Consider the following 14,949-nt stretch of genomic DNA (forward strand, 5'->3'; position numbering starts at 1 on the left):
CGTACTTTCCATCCGTGTCGATTGAACCAATAATCGCAACGGAATAGTACGGAACAAATGTAATTTTAATAATTTGATATAAGTTGGGAAATCTGCTTTTATTTTTTCGGATAGTCTTCATAATCATAATTGACCATCCACAGGATACCGAATTTGTCAATAAAATGACCGAATAACGCACCCCAGAACATCTTTTCGAGAGGCATCAGTATTTTGCCTCCTGCCGAAAGTGCTCCGTAGATACGTTTGGCTTCGTCTTCCGATTCGGTATTTACCGACAGTGAAACGTTGCTTCCGGCATCGGATAATCCACCAAAGGCTTCGGACGAATCGCCTCCCATGAGTACACTTTTGCCACTTATAGGTAACGCAATATGCATAATTTTATTTTTCTCCGATTCGGGTACCGGATACTCTGCTGGCATATCGGCATATCGCCCGACAAAGACAAACTCGGTGCCGAATACAGATCGGTAAAAGTTGAAAGCCGCTTCGCAATTACCGTTGAATGAAAGGTAAGGATTTATTGTCGCCATTGTTTTGTGGTTTTACGTTTATAGTAAAGATTCCTTATAGTAATTAAACGTATAACGAGAAACAAATGTTTATCTGAAAGCAGATAAAATAGTTTTCAGATAAGCTTTACTCATATTATGGTATTTACCCGTGCCATCCCGATACAATTCCCTTTTCTATCAGCGAATGTATAACTTTATGATCCTTGTCTGATTTTACTCTCATACCATGTGCCAGCAGATATACCCGCAATGGATTCATCTGCTCTTTTTTAGCAATTTCCCTGTAGGTTTCTTTATTTTTGCTGATGAAATATCCAAATATATTAGTCATAATGAAGTGCTTTTTTAATAACCAAAATCTTAACTTGAAATCTCTATAATCCTTTTAAGTAATACATAATATTTATTATTCATTACTTATTATAAAAAAATATAGGACTAAGATTGTTCTGTTAAAATATTTATTTAACTATATGAAAGATATATTTACAATATGGCGAGCGTGCATTTATTGAGTTCTTTAAACTAAAAATAGTATCTTTATATACTTGAATAAATAAGAGAGGAACATCATGTCACAAAACAAGAATTCCAATCAGCGGGCATCCGGAAAGTTCACAGGTATGTGGAAACAGGTAAAACGTATCTGGAAAACCGATGTGAATGTCTATTTCATTTCGGGTATGTGCTATAACTGTAATGTTTTTGACAAACTTACCCTTCCTGAAGGTTTCTGCAAGAAATATATAGAATGGCATATACCTCATGCCGGAGAGTCGCTTGGCGAATATGCACGTACAATGGCGCAGGCAATAGATACATCGCGTCCGTTCATACTGGTTGGCTATTCGTTTGGGGCAGTCATCATGCAGGAGATGGATACATTCCTCAACCCTCAGAAAAGCGTAATTATTTCTTCATTCAAAAGCAAGGAAGAGATCCCGATGCTGTTCAAAGCGGTGAAGCATACAAATCTTGTAGACATGGTTCCCGACCAGATATATTCCGATACCGAATTTGTTACCGAAACCTTCAATCGCCTTGTGTATCACATGCCTAATGCAGAACTAGCTCAATATATGACAGTGACCGATGCCCGATATATAAAATGGGCAGCTAAGCAGATAACGGAATGGATACCTGCTGCCGATACAAAGCATCTGTATCATATACATGGCACCAACGATCAGATATTTCCTTACGATCTTATTCGCAATGCTTTCCCTGTCGAAGGTGGCGACCATCTGATGGTGTTCAAGAAAGCCGATATTATAAGCCTTATTCTGAGTGGTATATTGCTCATCAAGGAAGAATAACCGGTGCGGATAAGCACATACTTACCAGAACTTATAGTGGTTGTAGGTGTCTATAATTTTCTGATTCTTTTCCAAAAATTTAGGTGCTTTTCCAAACCGTCTGGTGAAGCTGAACTGGAGCGCGCCGGTGTCGAACGACATTTTCGATTGTTCGGAATGCAGTATATATATTCTGTTGTTGACAAAGGATACTCCCAGCGACCAGTTATCGTGATTGTATCCGGCCGAAATACGCGGAAACATGGTAGGGTAGACTTTCCATTTATCTTTCTCGCCCGAGTGGTCGACACCTACATTTGCACCGACTGACATAGAGGCTGAGATATACACACGCTTATTTATTACCCAGGTAAAGGCATATCCGCCGCTGACGCCGAACTGAAAATTATCAAGTTCCGATTTGTCATTGAAGAGCAAAGAGCTGTCGGAGCGCGCCCTGTTGTAATAGATGCCGCCGCCGAGCAGGAAGCTTCCTACCGATTTCAGTTGTTTTTCGTTCTGGTTGAATGCCGCCTGATACGAAAACTTGTTGCCATTGAATATATATTGGGCAAATCCGCCATACTGTTCCAGCCTGATGTCGGGATAAAGATGGTATATATCATCGTTATGTACTTTTTTGTCATTACCCTCGTCTTCTACAAAAAAGCCTTTATAATTCTGAAAGAAAAGATCCATTACAAATTTACGTCCATAATAGTGGTATTGGAAATCGAGCGATTTGGTTTTGCCACGCTTTTTGTCGCGCATAAACCCGAAGCCGTAAGCTCCGCTCAGTGAAATCCCTTTATATGTGAAGCCTATCCCCAAAGCATAGGGATCGTTAGGGCGGTATATTGTTTCTTTACCATCTTCTGTTTCGTGAGATAGTGCGGTGTATTTATCCAGAAAGTAGGGACGTATGGCAAATTCTTGTTCGAAAAAACCAATATAAGTGCTGTCTACCTGAGAGTATATATTTAATACTCCTGCCGAGAATGTACATATAATGACGATCACAAATTTCGGGACACTCATAATGGTAGATGTTTACATTTTCAGAACGTTAAACGGACGGTATTCGTATAAGTAACTGTTTAAATTTGAGCGAAAATATTTCATATAACTGTTTCAGATTATTCTTTGGCTCTTATTTTTCTTCTTTCTTCTCTATTTTCTACTTTCCACTCTTGGTTTAGCCCGCTAAACCTGCGAATAAAAAGAAAAAAATATATTTGAAATAATACAAAATAAGAGTGCCAATCAAATTTAAACAGTTACTAAATGAACGGCATTTTAAGCAAAGAAACATATATTATCGGATATATCCGGCAGGCAGTAGGGAATATCTTACTATATATCAATTTTATCTATTATAAAATTTTGCCCTTTTTATATTTGAAGATAATAATAATATTGTATCTTTGGTGCTGTTGAAAAACATTGGATTGAAACTTATTTGACAAGACTTATACAAAGAAGAACTGTAAATCAAAGAGAAGCAAACTATTTAGTATAAACTTTACCCTTAATGAAAATGAAAAAATCAGTTTTATTTTATGTTAGCGCATTATTAATAAGCGTTATGTTGTTCTCTTGTAAACCAAGCGACGAAAAAATTCAGAAACAAGTAGAAACAGCTCTTACAGCTATTGAGTCTACAGTAACTCCTGTGGTGAAAGACGGTGTTGTTACACTTTCGGGTGCAGTAGAGTCAGAAGAGGCTAAGGCTGCTGCTGAAACTGCGTTGAAAGCTCTTAAAGATGTGAAATCTGTTGTGAACAACGTAGAAGTAAAACCCACTGTTGTTATCAATCCTGACGAAGTGCTTTCTACAGCTATTACCACCCTGCTTACAGCCGGAGGATTTGCCGATGTAAAAGCTGCTGTTGACAGCGGTATCGTTACATTGACAGGTGACCTTAAGAGAGCAGACCTTCAGAAGGTATTACAGATAGCTAACGAAGCTAAACCTAAACAAGTAATCAACAAATTAAATCTGAAATAAATGAGCTTGACAGATAAATATGCCAGACTGATTCAGTTTGCGCAACAATCGGGAGTAGAGAATCTTGTTGCTACTGAGCAAAACAACGTTCTTTATATCACAGGATCAGCTACATCATCTAAAAAAGATGAAATGTGGAAAATATACAACGAAATAGATCCTGATATGCGTGCCGGAGACTTGGTATTGAATATCGAAGTTATACCGGGCGGAGAGGAAATCTATGAAATCAAACCGGGCGACAGCCTTAGCAAAATTGCCGGTAAATATCCGAATATGACATGGCAAAAGATATTTGAGGCAAATAAGGATACTATCAAAGATCCTAATTTGATTCATCCGGGACAAAAGATTATAATTCCGTTATAAGAAATATGATTTATACGAAAAAGGCTGTTCTACTGAACGGCCTTTTTTATTTCAGTCTCAGACTATACTTTTCGTTTATAAACTTAAGGAACATATAGATATTGCATTCCACATTGAGCCCGTAGTCTGTTGTCGGACTGTAATCTATCGGTGCTTCGTAAATGGCAGGGTCGTACTGTGACGGATTCTTGCAGCGTATATTCCATTCGTTGACTAGTGATATGTTCTTCGATTTTAGTTCCTGTTCGGTGAAAAACTCTTTCGGCTGTTGTTGTTTCAGGAAGGTATCGTATCCCTCTTCCAGTACGGTTATTTCTAGATAAACAAATATAAGAATATTATAATTATCTTTACACTCATAAACAAAATATTGCTTACAGATGCGCATACTAGTATTTACTCTGATTTTTCTGTTAGGAATCTCGCTTAATGCACAGGATAACAAGCTCAGAGCCGAGTCGATGATAGCTATGGCCGTACAAAAAGAGGCTGAGGGAGGTAAGCCCGAAGAGTTTAATCCACTGTTTGAGCAGGCAGTACAATTTACTCCCGACGATGCATCCCCTTATCTGATATGGGGTTTTGTGCTAGCCAAACATGCCGAAGAAAACAAGAATACCGAATTACTGGAAAGCTGTTTCGATAAGTTCCGTAAAGCTCTGGAAATAAAGCCAGACTATGCCGAAGTGTACAGTACATGGGCTATATGCCTGTCATACTATGCACATGAAACGAAGAAAGATAGTTTGTATGACGAGAGCTTCAGTAAATTTGCCAAAGCCGTAGAACTGGAACCTAATGCAACCGAAACATATATGAATTGGGGACGTTCGTTGCTTGATTATGCAAAGGAGACAAAGAAGGCGGACGACTTCAGACAGAGTATAGAAAAGTTCGACAAGGTGCTCGAGCAGGATGCAAACTCTATGGCTGCATGGCGCGATAAGGGTTATGCATATCTGAGTCTTGGACGATACGAGAAGAATTATCCTAAATACCGCACTGAACTGGAAACTTCGCTTATCCGCGCCGAACAGCTTGGTAGCCAGTCGGCAGCTTACAATATGGCGTGCTATTATTCGCTGATAAAGGAAAAAGACGAGGCTTTCAAATGGCTCGAAAAGTCGATGATCAAAGCCGGAGCATACCAGTCGAAGATGTATAACTTTACGAAAGAGAAAATGGATTCGGACGACGATCTGAAAAACATCCGCCGCGATAAACGATATAAGCAACTCACCGAACTCTACTTTAAACGGTAAACCGGGATGTAAATATACAAATCTGTATATTGTTGTAACTGTTATTGATGTTATCAGTCTGTTCAAAAGCTCAGGATTGTCCCGAAGGTATCAATCTGTTGCCGATATATGGCAAAGCTGTGAAGTGTAAGTAACAATAGGAGTTGGACGAAGAATTTTTAGCTATCTGTGACAGTGCATACTCTAGAAGAAAAGAGGCAAGTAATCTGTGATTGCGCGCAGAAAAAAATCAGACGTTTATTCAATTCAATATTAAATATTTATTGGTATAAATAAAGAACAATGGAACTACGTACAGTAAATGTAATACGATATATAACCCCTTTGCGCGAGGGTGGTTCATTGCCGGCACTGGCTGAGGCTGACGACGGATTTAAGTATGTTGTCAAATTCAGAGGGTCGGGGCATGGTACAAAGATGCTTGTGAGCGAACTCGTAGGTGGGGCAGTAGCTCAGACGCTCGGTTTTCGTTTTCCCGAAATGGTATTTATCAACCTTGATGAGGCCTTCGGACGCTTAGAAGGCGATGAGGAGATACAAGACCTGTTGCAGGGCAGCAGAGGGCTCAATATGGGTTTACATTTTCTGTCGGGGGCGCTTACCTTCGATCCGGTAGTTAATAATGTGGATGCAAAAACAGCCTCTCAGATAGTATGGATGGATGCGTTGCTCACCAATGTAGACCGTACGGCCAAGAATACCAATATGCTGATGTGGCACAAAGAGCTGTGGCTGATAGATCATGGGGCTTCGCTCTATTTTCATCATTCGTGGGCAGGATGGAAAAAGTATGCACTGAGCCCTTTTGTACAGGTGAAAGATCATGTGCTGTTGCCTTATGCTTCGATGCTGGATGAGGTAGATGTTGAATTTAAGAAAATACTGACACCCGAAAAGATAACGGAGATTGTTGGCTTATTGCCTGACGACTGGCTGCACTGGGGTGGGAGTGAGGAATCGCCCGACGATATCAGGCAGGTGTACATCGACTTCCTGAACGAACGACTGAAACATTCCGATATATTTATTAAAGAAGCACAGCATGCAAGGGAAACACTTATATGAATATGCCGTTATTCGTGTTGTGCCGAGAGTCGAACGCGAAGAGTTTATAAATGTGGGGATTATCATGCTTTGCAAACGAGAGAAATACCTCAAAGCCCGCTATTCTGTAGATGAAGCGAAACTGAATCTGTTTTCGTCCGAGCTGGATATGGATTCGTTATGCTCGGGGCTTAGCGCATTTGATAAAATATGCTCGGGCGACAGGCAAGGCGGATATATTGCTACGCTGGATATAACAGAACGCTTTCGCTGGCTGACGGCTGTTCGCAGCACATCTATACAGACATCGCGCTCTAACAGAGGATTTTCGGACAATCTGGATACTACATTCGAAAAATTGTACGAAGAGTTGGTGATGTAAGGGACAGATATAAAACAAAATCCTGTGAATCTCACGACTCACAGGACTTCAACCTTAACACAAACTTTACAAAACTACACAGCAATCGAGTGATTGCTTTTCCTTATATATCTTCCTTTTTCTAATCTGGTTCATCCAATACGCGGTATTCGGATGGGGACACGCCTGTGTGCTTTCTGAAAAACCGACCTAATGAAGCCTGATTCGAAAATTTAGTTCTTACTGCTATTTCCTGTATGTTCAGAGGCGAAGTCTTTAGTAATGACTTTATCTCTAACAGGATATACTCTGTAATCCAGTCTTTTGCTGCTCTGCCACTCACCTCTTTGATAACTGCCGAAAGATATTTTGGTGTAATAAAGAGCTTTTTTGCATAAAATGTCACCTCTCTATTTTCCTTATAGTGCTTCATTATCAACAGGAAGAAACTGTATGCTAACTGTTCCTTTCTACTATCGCGAGCAAAATCCGGCGACAACAGACTGTTTTTATAATTATTATAAAGATCTAAGTAAAAGAGCCGTAGTGTGTTTACTATGAACTCTTTCTGAAACGAATCATTTCCGGAAGTTAACCTACTGTATATCAGATTGTGATATTCATTGTACCGGTATATTTCATCTTTAGCTAGCTTATAATAGTATTCTTTACGTATATGTATAAAGAAGAGAGGCGATAATCGCGATATTCCACTCAATACATCATTTATAAGCGACTCGGATATAATGAAATAACTTATCCTGAAATCGTTACTCTTCGTATTTAAGGAGATTACCTGTCCGGGTAGTATTACCAGTAGTCCGCCGTTTTCGATGCGGTATTCCTGCTGATGTACTTTTATTGAAGCATTTCCTTCAAGACAAATACCTAATATACCCATCGGATGATAGATTGGAGACTTGGGGATGGAGATTGATTTTGAATTGATAAATATCTTAAAATCGTCGTCCAGCGTATAGATTGTCTCATTCAATAGTGTCTTGTCCCTATCTTCGTAAATGCTTTCGCTAACCATTTCAGGTAGTCTTCAGTAAAACCTATACAAATATATGATTATTTCTTTAAAGATTTCAGATAGTCGACTTATGGTATAATATTTCGGTTATTTGGTACTGGATTTCCTTTAATTATTAAACTCTCTGTTTATTGTGTATTTTGTATAGTGTTTTTATACTGATACAAAAGTAATAAAATTTATTATATTAAATTGTATAAAAAAATAATAAAAACAAAAAGAGCCGGTTTTTAGGCCGGACTCTCTCATTTGTTCTGGGCTTACTCCTGTTTTATTCTATTTCACCTATTTTGCCGATAAACAAAATGGCGCCTGTACTTTTCTCTCTAATGGCAAAAATGAATGGTTCGTTTACAGTAAATCTGGTTGTAGACGGTACTGATGTATATTCAAATCCTACCGATGTTGCTGCCGCTGCTTCGCTACCTTCTTCATCTACATTTATGTAGGTTTTATGTATCACTTCCGAAATGGACAATCCACCTGCCGGATTGATCTTTGTAAAGTCTGCCATACCGGCTTGAAAAGCTAGCGTCATACCCATCTCAGGTAAAATCTTTTTTTCCATTTTATATTCACATTCAGCCTTAAAGCGAGGGATGTTGAGAATTATATCGCGTGCACTTAGCCGGTCTATGGCTTCATTCCATGAGTTGTTGTTCAGGGTATGAATAACATTGTCCAATGTTTTACCATCTTGCGGTAGTATGACTACCATGCTGAAAGCATTATTTCCGTACGGCATTTCCAGATAACGTGCATTCAGGTCTTCGGTATAAGGAAATAATGATTCTTGTCTCATCATTTTCACACTTTGTACTGTACCGTTTTCGGTAGTAAAGTCCATGTCAATTGTCTGACTCTTGTCGAATTTCGATCTCCATATTCCTTTGAAGTAGACAGCATTGATGAGGTACATTACCATATCATCGGAAATAGATTCAATGATTTGCGGTATCTTGTTATTTGTATTATCAGCGCACCAATTGTTGATACGTGTAACAGCATCGCCTGAAGAGAAGTCGAGAGTGTTGACTTCGGCATTATAGTTCAGACGATTTACGTCTATAAATGATTTTTCTACACTAAATCCTGTTTTATACCATATAGAGTTAGCTATCCTGAGTTGGGTAGTGGGGTCTACACTAAGCAGTGCTTCACGCAGGGTTTTTGCATATTCATTTATCTGCTCGGGTGTATAACCCTCATTGCGCAATGCAACCTGCATTTCGTTTGCGGTTTCACCGTTCGCACCATTCCATGCCATACCCAGTGCCATATCTACACTGAGTGGCGATATGAAAATGTTAGTCTTGGTTTCGTGCAGATAGGTGGCATTAAACAGGTCGATAGCAAAACGGCCGCTGTTTTGCAGTTTATTGTTAAACTCCGTTTTCAGTACTATCGGTTTAGCATCCGGATAGTTGCTGTTATCATTGTCGGATGAACATGCTGCCGTAAAAAGTAGAAGTGTAATAAAGAGGAATCTCGAAATAAGTTTCATCGTAATCATAATTTTATTTGATGTTCTATAGCATTGATGCACTTATTGATCAAAAAGCTGCATATAGTTATTGATTTTCTGACGGAATGGTTTCAATAACCTCGTTCAGATTGTTCAAAATAGACTTTTTCAGCCTGTCTTCGGGCAATATGATATTGAAACTGCCCCAGAAATCACTGTCGTAACGATATTTCGTTTCGGAGAATATCTTCTTTGGCGATAACCTCTCTTTACGCGGAAAGCCTTTTATGTTTTCATTCGATTCGGTTTTGCAGCTTACCATTTCCAGCCACAGATGCAGGGGATAGCCGGATGAAAATAGTTTTTTAGGTTTCACGTTGAACCTTATATCTCCGCGAATATGGTTTATATAATATATACCGTCTCCGCCCGGACGATATGTTACAATATATTCTACACGCTGAAGGGTGAGTTTTACTTTCGAATTTACTTTTTCGACAAACATGCTTGTCGCTTTTTCTATGTGTTTAGGGTTGATTTCGAAATGGGCTTCTACTAAGGCTGAATTTTCGGTATCTATAAACAGTTTTCCTTTATATATAGGATTTTTTACGTGCTCTTTTTGTTCGAAAGAGATAACATTTACACGCCTGTCGTCTATTATGCTGATATCGGAATGGCTAAAGTTGAAATAGGCTTCTCTGTCGTCTTCGAGAAAGTCGGGTAGATTCTTTACCAGATCCAGCATCAGGCACGATTCTATTCCCGATTTCATTTTTGGAAGAATGGTATCAGTCAACTGTTTGTTGGTAATTCGCCGCATTTTTACGAGTCTTGCCTGATCCATGTTTATCTTTGTCGCTCTGTTGTATTCTGTTTTATAAATCTGCAATACAGCTTCGGTCATGTCTATGTTTGTGTTTTTCATTTCGATGCCTTCCCTGTAAAATGCAGCTATAAGCGATGGCTTTGACGGATAATTCTGCACGCGTTTACTTAGCATGTCGTTGACTACGGCTAACGGATCTACTACACGCACTACTACTTCCTGTAGGGAAACTATTTTGGGATCGAGCGATAATTTTATATTCTGTTCTGCAAGCAGCGAGGCTTCTATTTCCTGAGTCTGATAGCCCACATGGGAAAATTTGACAGGGTGTTGCCTGAGGGAATCGGGTAGCGTAAGTTTAAACTCGCCGTTCAGATTCGATACTGTACCTATTGTACTGTTGCTGATACCTACTGTACCATATATAATAGGCTCATTGGTGATACGGTCGATAAGTGTGCCTTCGAGTGTAAAGTGTTTATTGTCGATGATGTCAGCTTTAGTAGTGGGCGGCGTTACAGATGTGCTCTGTGGGGCAGCCGTACGTAGCAGGATGTGATTTCCTACTACATTTATCCTGAGATTGCGGTTTTCTGTAATGGTATAAATGGCCTCGCGGACAGTATATTCACCCTTACGTACCTTTACCGTTTTGTCATTGTCTATTATCTGGCTATCGTAGATGAAGAGATAACCGCATTGCCTCGATACCTGATCGATAAGCTGATAGATTGTCCCTTTGCTTTTGGTGAGTTTAACTTTGCGGTTCAGCACACTGCCATCGTCTGCCTGTAACGATACTACTGTGAAAAGTAGTAGTAACCAGACAGATAAACGATGAAAAGTATTTTCAGCCGTTCCGCACATGGTATAGATAAATAAGAAAATGTATTACTTCGTTTCAACTATTGTTATAACATTTTTCTCCCTGATTAGTTGCAGATTGAGAGCCATCGAAATAAGTTCTGCCGTCGTGTCGGGCGAATCGTTCGTTATGGTCATTGTCAGCAACCTGTTTTCCAGGGCGGGCGATACTTTCAGTTGTACCGAATCTGAATTCATGTTGATAGCATGTATCACATTGGCCAGCCGTTCGTCTTTGAATCGTATTTGCCGGAAATAACTGTCGAACAGATGAGTTTCCGAAAATTGTTCTGTTCGTAATTGTCCCGATTGTATCAATGCTCTTTCTCCGGCTTTTACATTGACAGACCGGCTGTTTTCTTTCATAGTAACCCTTACTTCGCCATGCTTTACGGATAATGAAAAGTAGGATTTGTCTTTGCTGTCTACATTGAATGCTGTACCCAGTACTTCTATTGTAGCCAGTTCGGTATCTATAAAGAACGGCCGGTCTTTGTTTTTGCTGATTTCGAAGAATGCTTCTCCCTGCAGGTTTATTTCACGCTTATCAGCCTCGAAGTGTATTGGATATTGTATCGAAGTGAGTTCCGATATGTACATCACAGAACCGTCTTCGAGTGTGGTGACAAGGGTAGGGGCGTCTTTCTCGTTATGCAGGGTAAACATTTTCCTGTCGGGGATGGTGTCGGACAGTATATGTACTAGTATAAATACACCTGTGAGGATGGCTGCTATGCTTATTACCCATTTCAGCCCGATACTTTCTATCAATTGTATCGATTCTCTGGCTTCTTCGTGTATGATGTTTCCCCGATCTTCGGATGCGGATGTTGCGTCTGCAAGCAAGCCATTTTGTTCTAAGCGGCTGTAGAGCTTATTCCAGGCTTGATCGGTGAACTTATCGTTTTTATTATCTAAAGTCATAATATATGTGTATATCTTTCTATTTCTTGTCGCAATATCTGATATGCCTTAGTCATTTCGGCTTCTACAGTTTTTACCGATACAGAGAAGTAGTCGGCTATTTCTTTATATTTTTTACCCTCCATGCGGTGCATCCTGAATATTTTGAGGCGGCGTTCGGGGAGTTGTTCCAGAGTGCGGTTTATCACTTCTTCCAGTTCTTTGTATTCCAGTTGCTCGTGAGGGGTAGGGTCGTATAATTCATTTTCCTGATACAGGGTTGCTTCCTTGTGGCGTTCTTGTACATTGCGGTGTTCGATGTACTGTAGTGAGCGATTTCTGACAGCTCCGTAAAGATAGTTTTTTACCGAACGGAGAATGTTGAGATTCTCCCTGTCTTTCCAGATGGTATAAAAGAGATCCTGTATTATCTCTTCCGATATATCCCTGCGGCCTGTTATGCTGAATGAATAGAGATGAAGAGGGGCATAGTAACGCCGGAAGACCTCCTCAAACGTGCCTATATCCCCTTCCTTTATCTTCTTGAATGCAATCAGATCATTCAGCATAATTCTTATATTTCAGACAATATCAATATCAAATATATGAATTTTTACCGGTTATTTGTTCTGTTGCTTCTTCAATTTATTGACTGCATTTTCCAGCGATTCAGTTGGCTCTATGATATTATAATTGCCCCAGAAATCGGGATCGTAAAAGTCTCTTACTTTATCTGATAATGAGTTTTTCCTGTCGAAAGCCAGTTTGTTCGGTATTTTCTCTACATTGCCTTCTTTCCGGTCTGTAATCACCAGTTCGGATACGATGGTATAGCCAGTCGAGAATAGTTTTCTTTTCCAGTCACACTTAAATCGTACTTCGTTTCTTATATAGTTGAGGTAGCTGATTCCGTTTTCCAGTTTATAAGTAACTATATATGACACTTCTTCGGGTTTGAAGCGCAGATTGAACGGCTTGCGCTGTAATATCATTCGTGTCACTTTGTTGCGGTCATCCATACTGAGACTGAATTCAACGCGAGAGAAAGTAAGTGTTTGCTGATCTATATAAAATTTTCCGTAATGTAAGGCGTAAGGTACTATTGCCTGTGGCTCGAAACTGATAACATAGTGTGGACGTTCTTCTACCATAGCCGATTCTTCCCATTTGAATTTATAAAGTGGCAGCGATTCTACATCGAGAAGGACATCCCTGTTTTTTACAACATCGAGAAAGATGGAAAGGTTTGGCCCACCAATGAATTTAACGGCAATGGTATCACCGGGTTTCGGGCTGAGTATTCTGCGTCCTTTATATACCTGTACTTTGTCGTCGGCTACACCTTGCGTATATGGTGTTTTGTACACATCGATGATAGCTTCGGATATGTTTATATAATTGCGCCTTTTCCGAATTGTTTCGCGATAAAATCCTGTCAGCAGATTCGTTGCCTGACTGTTGTTGTTTGCTATCTTTTGTATCGCGCTTTGCACTACCTTGCGTGCATCCATATCTTTAGGTGTCACTATCACATCTTTCAGCAGGTTGCTGTTAGAGGTCATATATATGGTTACATCTCTGCCTATTTGCTCTTTTATCGGAAATCTCAGATTAGAGTAGCCGATGTGTCGCAGTTCGAGAACTTCTGCCTGTAGTGAGTCATTCACTTTAATAGAGAATGTGCCGTCGGCATTGGTTATCGTTCCTATGCTGGTTCCGGGAACTGTAATGGTTACATATTCCAGTTTCTTGTTGGTTCTCTTATCTTTTACCACTCCGCTGATGGTTGTGTATGACATCTGCGCCTGTATGGAAATAAATGCAGCCGATGCGAACAGTAAAAGAGTCAACCGTTTTGTTTTGAGGTATATTGTTTTCATTTCTGTGTGATTTAAGTGATTTAGAAAATTAACCGGTTTCTACTATTAAGATCGGTGAAGATAGAAAAACCCTAATAGCTTAAAAGTATTTTACTGAGAAATCAATATAATTTTCCTGTAATATTGAAATCTATATGAATTTTATTTAAAATCTTTTTAGCTAAACTCTACCTAATCCACAATTTTGTGATTTTTCTTCCATTTTCAAATCCTTGAAATGCAGGAGATTGAAATTTTATATTAAAAAATCTTCTCAAAGCTATTGCAGGATTGAAATGCTTATCCTATCTTTGCATCGCATTTGAGAGAAAATGCAAGTTCAAATAATGGTGTGGTAGTTCAGTTGGTTAGAATACCTGCCTGTCACGCAGGGGGTCGCGGGTTCGAGTCCCGTCCATACCGCTTAAAGCCTTGATAATCGATTGATTGTCAAGGTTTTTCTTTTAGTGTCGTGCATCTGTCGTGCAAATTTGGGATCAACGTAAAAAAATGTACCCCCTTTTTGAAAAAACACGAAGGGGGTGCAGTTTGTCCAAGATTGGCAGGATGTTGACCTAATTTGGAATAGCGCATAAAATTCATTTCTATTTAGTTATCAGTAATTTTGTAACATTAAAAAATGAGTTTATGAAAAGTACATTTCGCATTCTTTTCCATTTATCTGAATAACTAAAAATATCCGTTTATATCTTTTTGTTAAATATTCGTTCGTAAACTTGCGAATTAAAAATCTATTCGTATATTTGCGAACGATAAATATAAAATGATATGTCAAAGAAAGAACTTACAGCCGAACAGGAACAGCTTGCACGCTTTGCAAAAGCATTGGGGCATCCTATTCGTATAGCTATTTTGGAAATGCTTGCCAATCAATCATGTTGTTATCATGGTGATATGTCGGAAATACTACCTATTGCCAAAAGTACGTTGTCACAGCATCTGAACGAATTAAAAGATGCAGGCTTAATACGCGGTACAATTACACTGCCGACAGTCAAATATTGTATTAATCATGAGAACTGGGAAAAAGCAAAAAATATGTTTTCTTCTTTCTTTGTTGCTATCAATAATGAAGAAGTTTGCGACAATAAATAAAAAATTTATCCTTATTGTTC

General features: G+C 39.2%; 17 protein-coding genes and 1 tRNA gene. 8 read left to right on the forward strand and 10 right to left on the reverse strand.

Annotation, left to right across the window (positions count from 1 at the left end):
- Positions 1–98: 98 nt before the first annotated feature.
- Both M2448_RS15325 and M2448_RS15330 read right to left on the reverse strand, forming a co-directional pair.
- On the reverse strand, positions 99–536 hold the full coding sequence (locus M2448_RS15325) for a VOC family protein (RefSeq protein WP_280647038.1): 438 nt from the start codon (positions 534–536) through the stop codon (positions 99–101).
- 124 nt (positions 537–660) lie between these two features.
- Positions 661–849 carry a hypothetical protein gene (locus M2448_RS15330; protein WP_280647039.1) on the reverse strand — a complete coding sequence of 63 codons (189 nt, stop codon included), beginning with the start codon at positions 847–849 and terminating at the stop codon, positions 661–663.
- A 241-nt stretch (positions 850–1,090) separates the two neighbouring features.
- Here M2448_RS15330 and M2448_RS15335 point away from each other — a divergent pair, with 241 nt between their 5' ends.
- Complete coding sequence (locus M2448_RS15335) at positions 1,091–1,834, forward strand: alpha/beta hydrolase (RefSeq protein WP_280647040.1); 744 nt, start codon at positions 1,091–1,093, stop codon at positions 1,832–1,834.
- A 21-nt stretch (positions 1,835–1,855) separates the two neighbouring features.
- On the opposite strand, the gene M2448_RS15340 is transcribed toward M2448_RS15335, so the two are convergent.
- On the reverse strand, positions 1,856–2,851 hold the full coding sequence (locus M2448_RS15340) for a DUF4421 domain-containing protein (protein WP_280647041.1): 996 nt from the start codon (positions 2,849–2,851) through the stop codon (positions 1,856–1,858).
- A gap of 499 nt (positions 2,852–3,350) precedes the next feature.
- Between M2448_RS15340 and M2448_RS15345 the strand changes: the two genes are divergently transcribed.
- Positions 3,351–3,821: a BON domain-containing protein gene (locus M2448_RS15345; RefSeq protein ID WP_280647042.1), complete on the forward strand. Its 471-nt coding sequence runs from the start codon at positions 3,351–3,353 to the stop codon at positions 3,819–3,821.
- On the forward strand, positions 3,822–4,190 hold the full coding sequence (locus tag M2448_RS15350; RefSeq protein ID WP_280647043.1) for a LysM peptidoglycan-binding domain-containing protein: 369 nt from the start codon (positions 3,822–3,824) through the stop codon (positions 4,188–4,190).
- 46 nt (positions 4,191–4,236) lie between these two features.
- Here the strand turns inward: M2448_RS15350 and M2448_RS15355 are convergent, their stop codons facing one another.
- A complete protein-coding gene (locus M2448_RS15355) occupies positions 4,237–4,578 on the reverse strand; it encodes a DUF6146 family protein (protein ID WP_280647044.1) in 342 nt (113 codons plus the stop codon).
- Here M2448_RS15355 and M2448_RS15360 point away from each other — a divergent pair.
- From M2448_RS15360 to M2448_RS15370, 3 genes are all read left to right on the forward strand, one after another.
- Positions 4,571–5,452, forward strand: a complete 882-nt coding sequence (locus M2448_RS15360; protein WP_280647045.1) for a hypothetical protein — start codon at positions 4,571–4,573, stop codon at positions 5,450–5,452. The genes M2448_RS15355 and M2448_RS15360 overlap by 8 nt on opposite strands.
- 282 nt (positions 5,453–5,734) lie before the next feature.
- Positions 5,735–6,517 (forward strand): HipA family kinase, encoded by a 783-nt coding sequence (locus tag M2448_RS15365; protein WP_280647046.1) that lies wholly within the window; start codon positions 5,735–5,737, stop codon positions 6,515–6,517.
- Positions 6,495–6,878, forward strand: coding sequence for a DUF3037 domain-containing protein (locus tag M2448_RS15370; protein WP_280647047.1), 384 nt, complete (start codon positions 6,495–6,497; stop codon positions 6,876–6,878). Before M2448_RS15365 ends, M2448_RS15370 begins: the two co-directional genes overlap by 23 nt.
- Before the next feature lie 121 nt (positions 6,879–6,999).
- Here M2448_RS15370 and M2448_RS15375 read toward each other — a convergent pair whose 3' ends face one another.
- The 6 genes from M2448_RS15375 to M2448_RS15400 form a co-directional block, all read right to left on the reverse strand.
- A complete protein-coding gene (locus M2448_RS15375; protein ID WP_280647048.1) occupies positions 7,000–7,893 on the reverse strand; it encodes a helix-turn-helix domain-containing protein in 894 nt (297 codons plus the stop codon).
- A gap of 271 nt (positions 7,894–8,164) precedes the next feature.
- Complete coding sequence (locus M2448_RS15380; RefSeq protein ID WP_280647049.1) at positions 8,165–9,397, reverse strand: serpin family protein; 1,233 nt, start codon at positions 9,395–9,397, stop codon at positions 8,165–8,167.
- A gap of 67 nt (positions 9,398–9,464) precedes the next feature.
- Positions 9,465–11,054 (reverse strand): carboxypeptidase-like regulatory domain-containing protein, encoded by a 1,590-nt coding sequence (locus M2448_RS15385; RefSeq protein ID WP_280647050.1) that lies wholly within the window; start codon positions 11,052–11,054, stop codon positions 9,465–9,467.
- Positions 11,055–11,078: 24 nt separating this feature from the next.
- Positions 11,079–11,975 (reverse strand): FecR family protein, encoded by an 897-nt coding sequence (locus M2448_RS15390; protein WP_280647051.1) that lies wholly within the window; start codon positions 11,973–11,975, stop codon positions 11,079–11,081.
- Positions 11,972–12,523: an RNA polymerase sigma-70 factor gene (locus tag M2448_RS15395; RefSeq protein ID WP_280647052.1), complete on the reverse strand. Its 552-nt coding sequence runs from the start codon at positions 12,521–12,523 to the stop codon at positions 11,972–11,974. The genes M2448_RS15390 and M2448_RS15395 overlap by 4 nt, the downstream gene beginning before the upstream one ends.
- Before the next feature lie 51 nt (positions 12,524–12,574).
- Positions 12,575–13,753, reverse strand: a complete 1,179-nt coding sequence (locus M2448_RS15400; RefSeq protein WP_280647086.1) for a carboxypeptidase-like regulatory domain-containing protein — start codon at positions 13,751–13,753, stop codon at positions 12,575–12,577.
- Positions 13,754–14,162: 409 nt separating this feature from the next.
- Between M2448_RS15400 and M2448_RS15405 the strand changes: the two genes are divergently transcribed.
- Both M2448_RS15405 and M2448_RS15410 read left to right on the forward strand, forming a co-directional pair.
- Positions 14,163–14,236, forward strand: a tRNA-Asp gene (locus M2448_RS15405).
- A 366-nt stretch (positions 14,237–14,602) separates the two neighbouring features.
- Positions 14,603–14,929: a metalloregulator ArsR/SmtB family transcription factor gene (locus M2448_RS15410; RefSeq protein ID WP_280647053.1), complete on the forward strand. Its 327-nt coding sequence runs from the start codon at positions 14,603–14,605 to the stop codon at positions 14,927–14,929.
- Positions 14,930–14,949 lie beyond the last annotated feature (20 nt).

This window comes from Dysgonomonas sp. PF1-14 (genome assembly GCF_029892965.1).
Taxonomy (GTDB): Bacteria; Bacteroidota; Bacteroidia; order Bacteroidales; family Dysgonomonadaceae; genus Dysgonomonas.

Coding starts and splice junctions, on each gene's coding strand:
- M2448_RS15325 (WP_280647038.1), bottom strand. CDS start 536: ATGGCGACAATAAATCCTTACCTTTCATTCAACGGTAATTGCGAAGCG.
- M2448_RS15330 (WP_280647039.1), bottom strand. CDS start 849: ATGACTAATATATTTGGATATTTCATCAGCAAAAATAAAGAAACCTAC.
- M2448_RS15335 (WP_280647040.1), top strand. CDS start 1,091: ATGTCACAAAACAAGAATTCCAATCAGCGGGCATCCGGAAAGTTCACA.
- M2448_RS15340 (WP_280647041.1), bottom strand. CDS start 2,851: ATGAGTGTCCCGAAATTTGTGATCGTCATTATATGTACATTCTCGGCA.
- M2448_RS15345 (WP_280647042.1), top strand. CDS start 3,351: ATGAAAAAATCAGTTTTATTTTATGTTAGCGCATTATTAATAAGCGTT.
- M2448_RS15350 (WP_280647043.1), top strand. CDS start 3,822: ATGAGCTTGACAGATAAATATGCCAGACTGATTCAGTTTGCGCAACAA.
- M2448_RS15360 (WP_280647045.1), top strand. CDS start 4,571: ATGCGCATACTAGTATTTACTCTGATTTTTCTGTTAGGAATCTCGCTT.
- M2448_RS15355 (WP_280647044.1), bottom strand. CDS start 4,578: ATGCGCATCTGTAAGCAATATTTTGTTTATGAGTGTAAAGATAATTAT.
- M2448_RS15365 (WP_280647046.1), top strand. CDS start 5,735: ATGGAACTACGTACAGTAAATGTAATACGATATATAACCCCTTTGCGC.
- M2448_RS15370 (WP_280647047.1), top strand. CDS start 6,495: ATGCAAGGGAAACACTTATATGAATATGCCGTTATTCGTGTTGTGCCG.
- M2448_RS15375 (WP_280647048.1), bottom strand. CDS start 7,893: ATGGTTAGCGAAAGCATTTACGAAGATAGGGACAAGACACTATTGAAT.
- M2448_RS15380 (WP_280647049.1), bottom strand. CDS start 9,397: ATGAAACTTATTTCGAGATTCCTCTTTATTACACTTCTACTTTTTACG.
- M2448_RS15385 (WP_280647050.1), bottom strand. CDS start 11,054: ATGTGCGGAACGGCTGAAAATACTTTTCATCGTTTATCTGTCTGGTTA.
- M2448_RS15390 (WP_280647051.1), bottom strand. CDS start 11,975: ATGACTTTAGATAATAAAAACGATAAGTTCACCGATCAAGCCTGGAAT.
- M2448_RS15395 (WP_280647052.1), bottom strand. CDS start 12,523: ATGCTGAATGATCTGATTGCATTCAAGAAGATAAAGGAAGGGGATATA.
- M2448_RS15400 (WP_280647086.1), bottom strand. CDS start 13,753: ATGTCATACACAACCATCAGCGGAGTGGTAAAAGATAAGAGAACCAAC.
- M2448_RS15410 (WP_280647053.1), top strand. CDS start 14,603: ATGTCAAAGAAAGAACTTACAGCCGAACAGGAACAGCTTGCACGCTTT.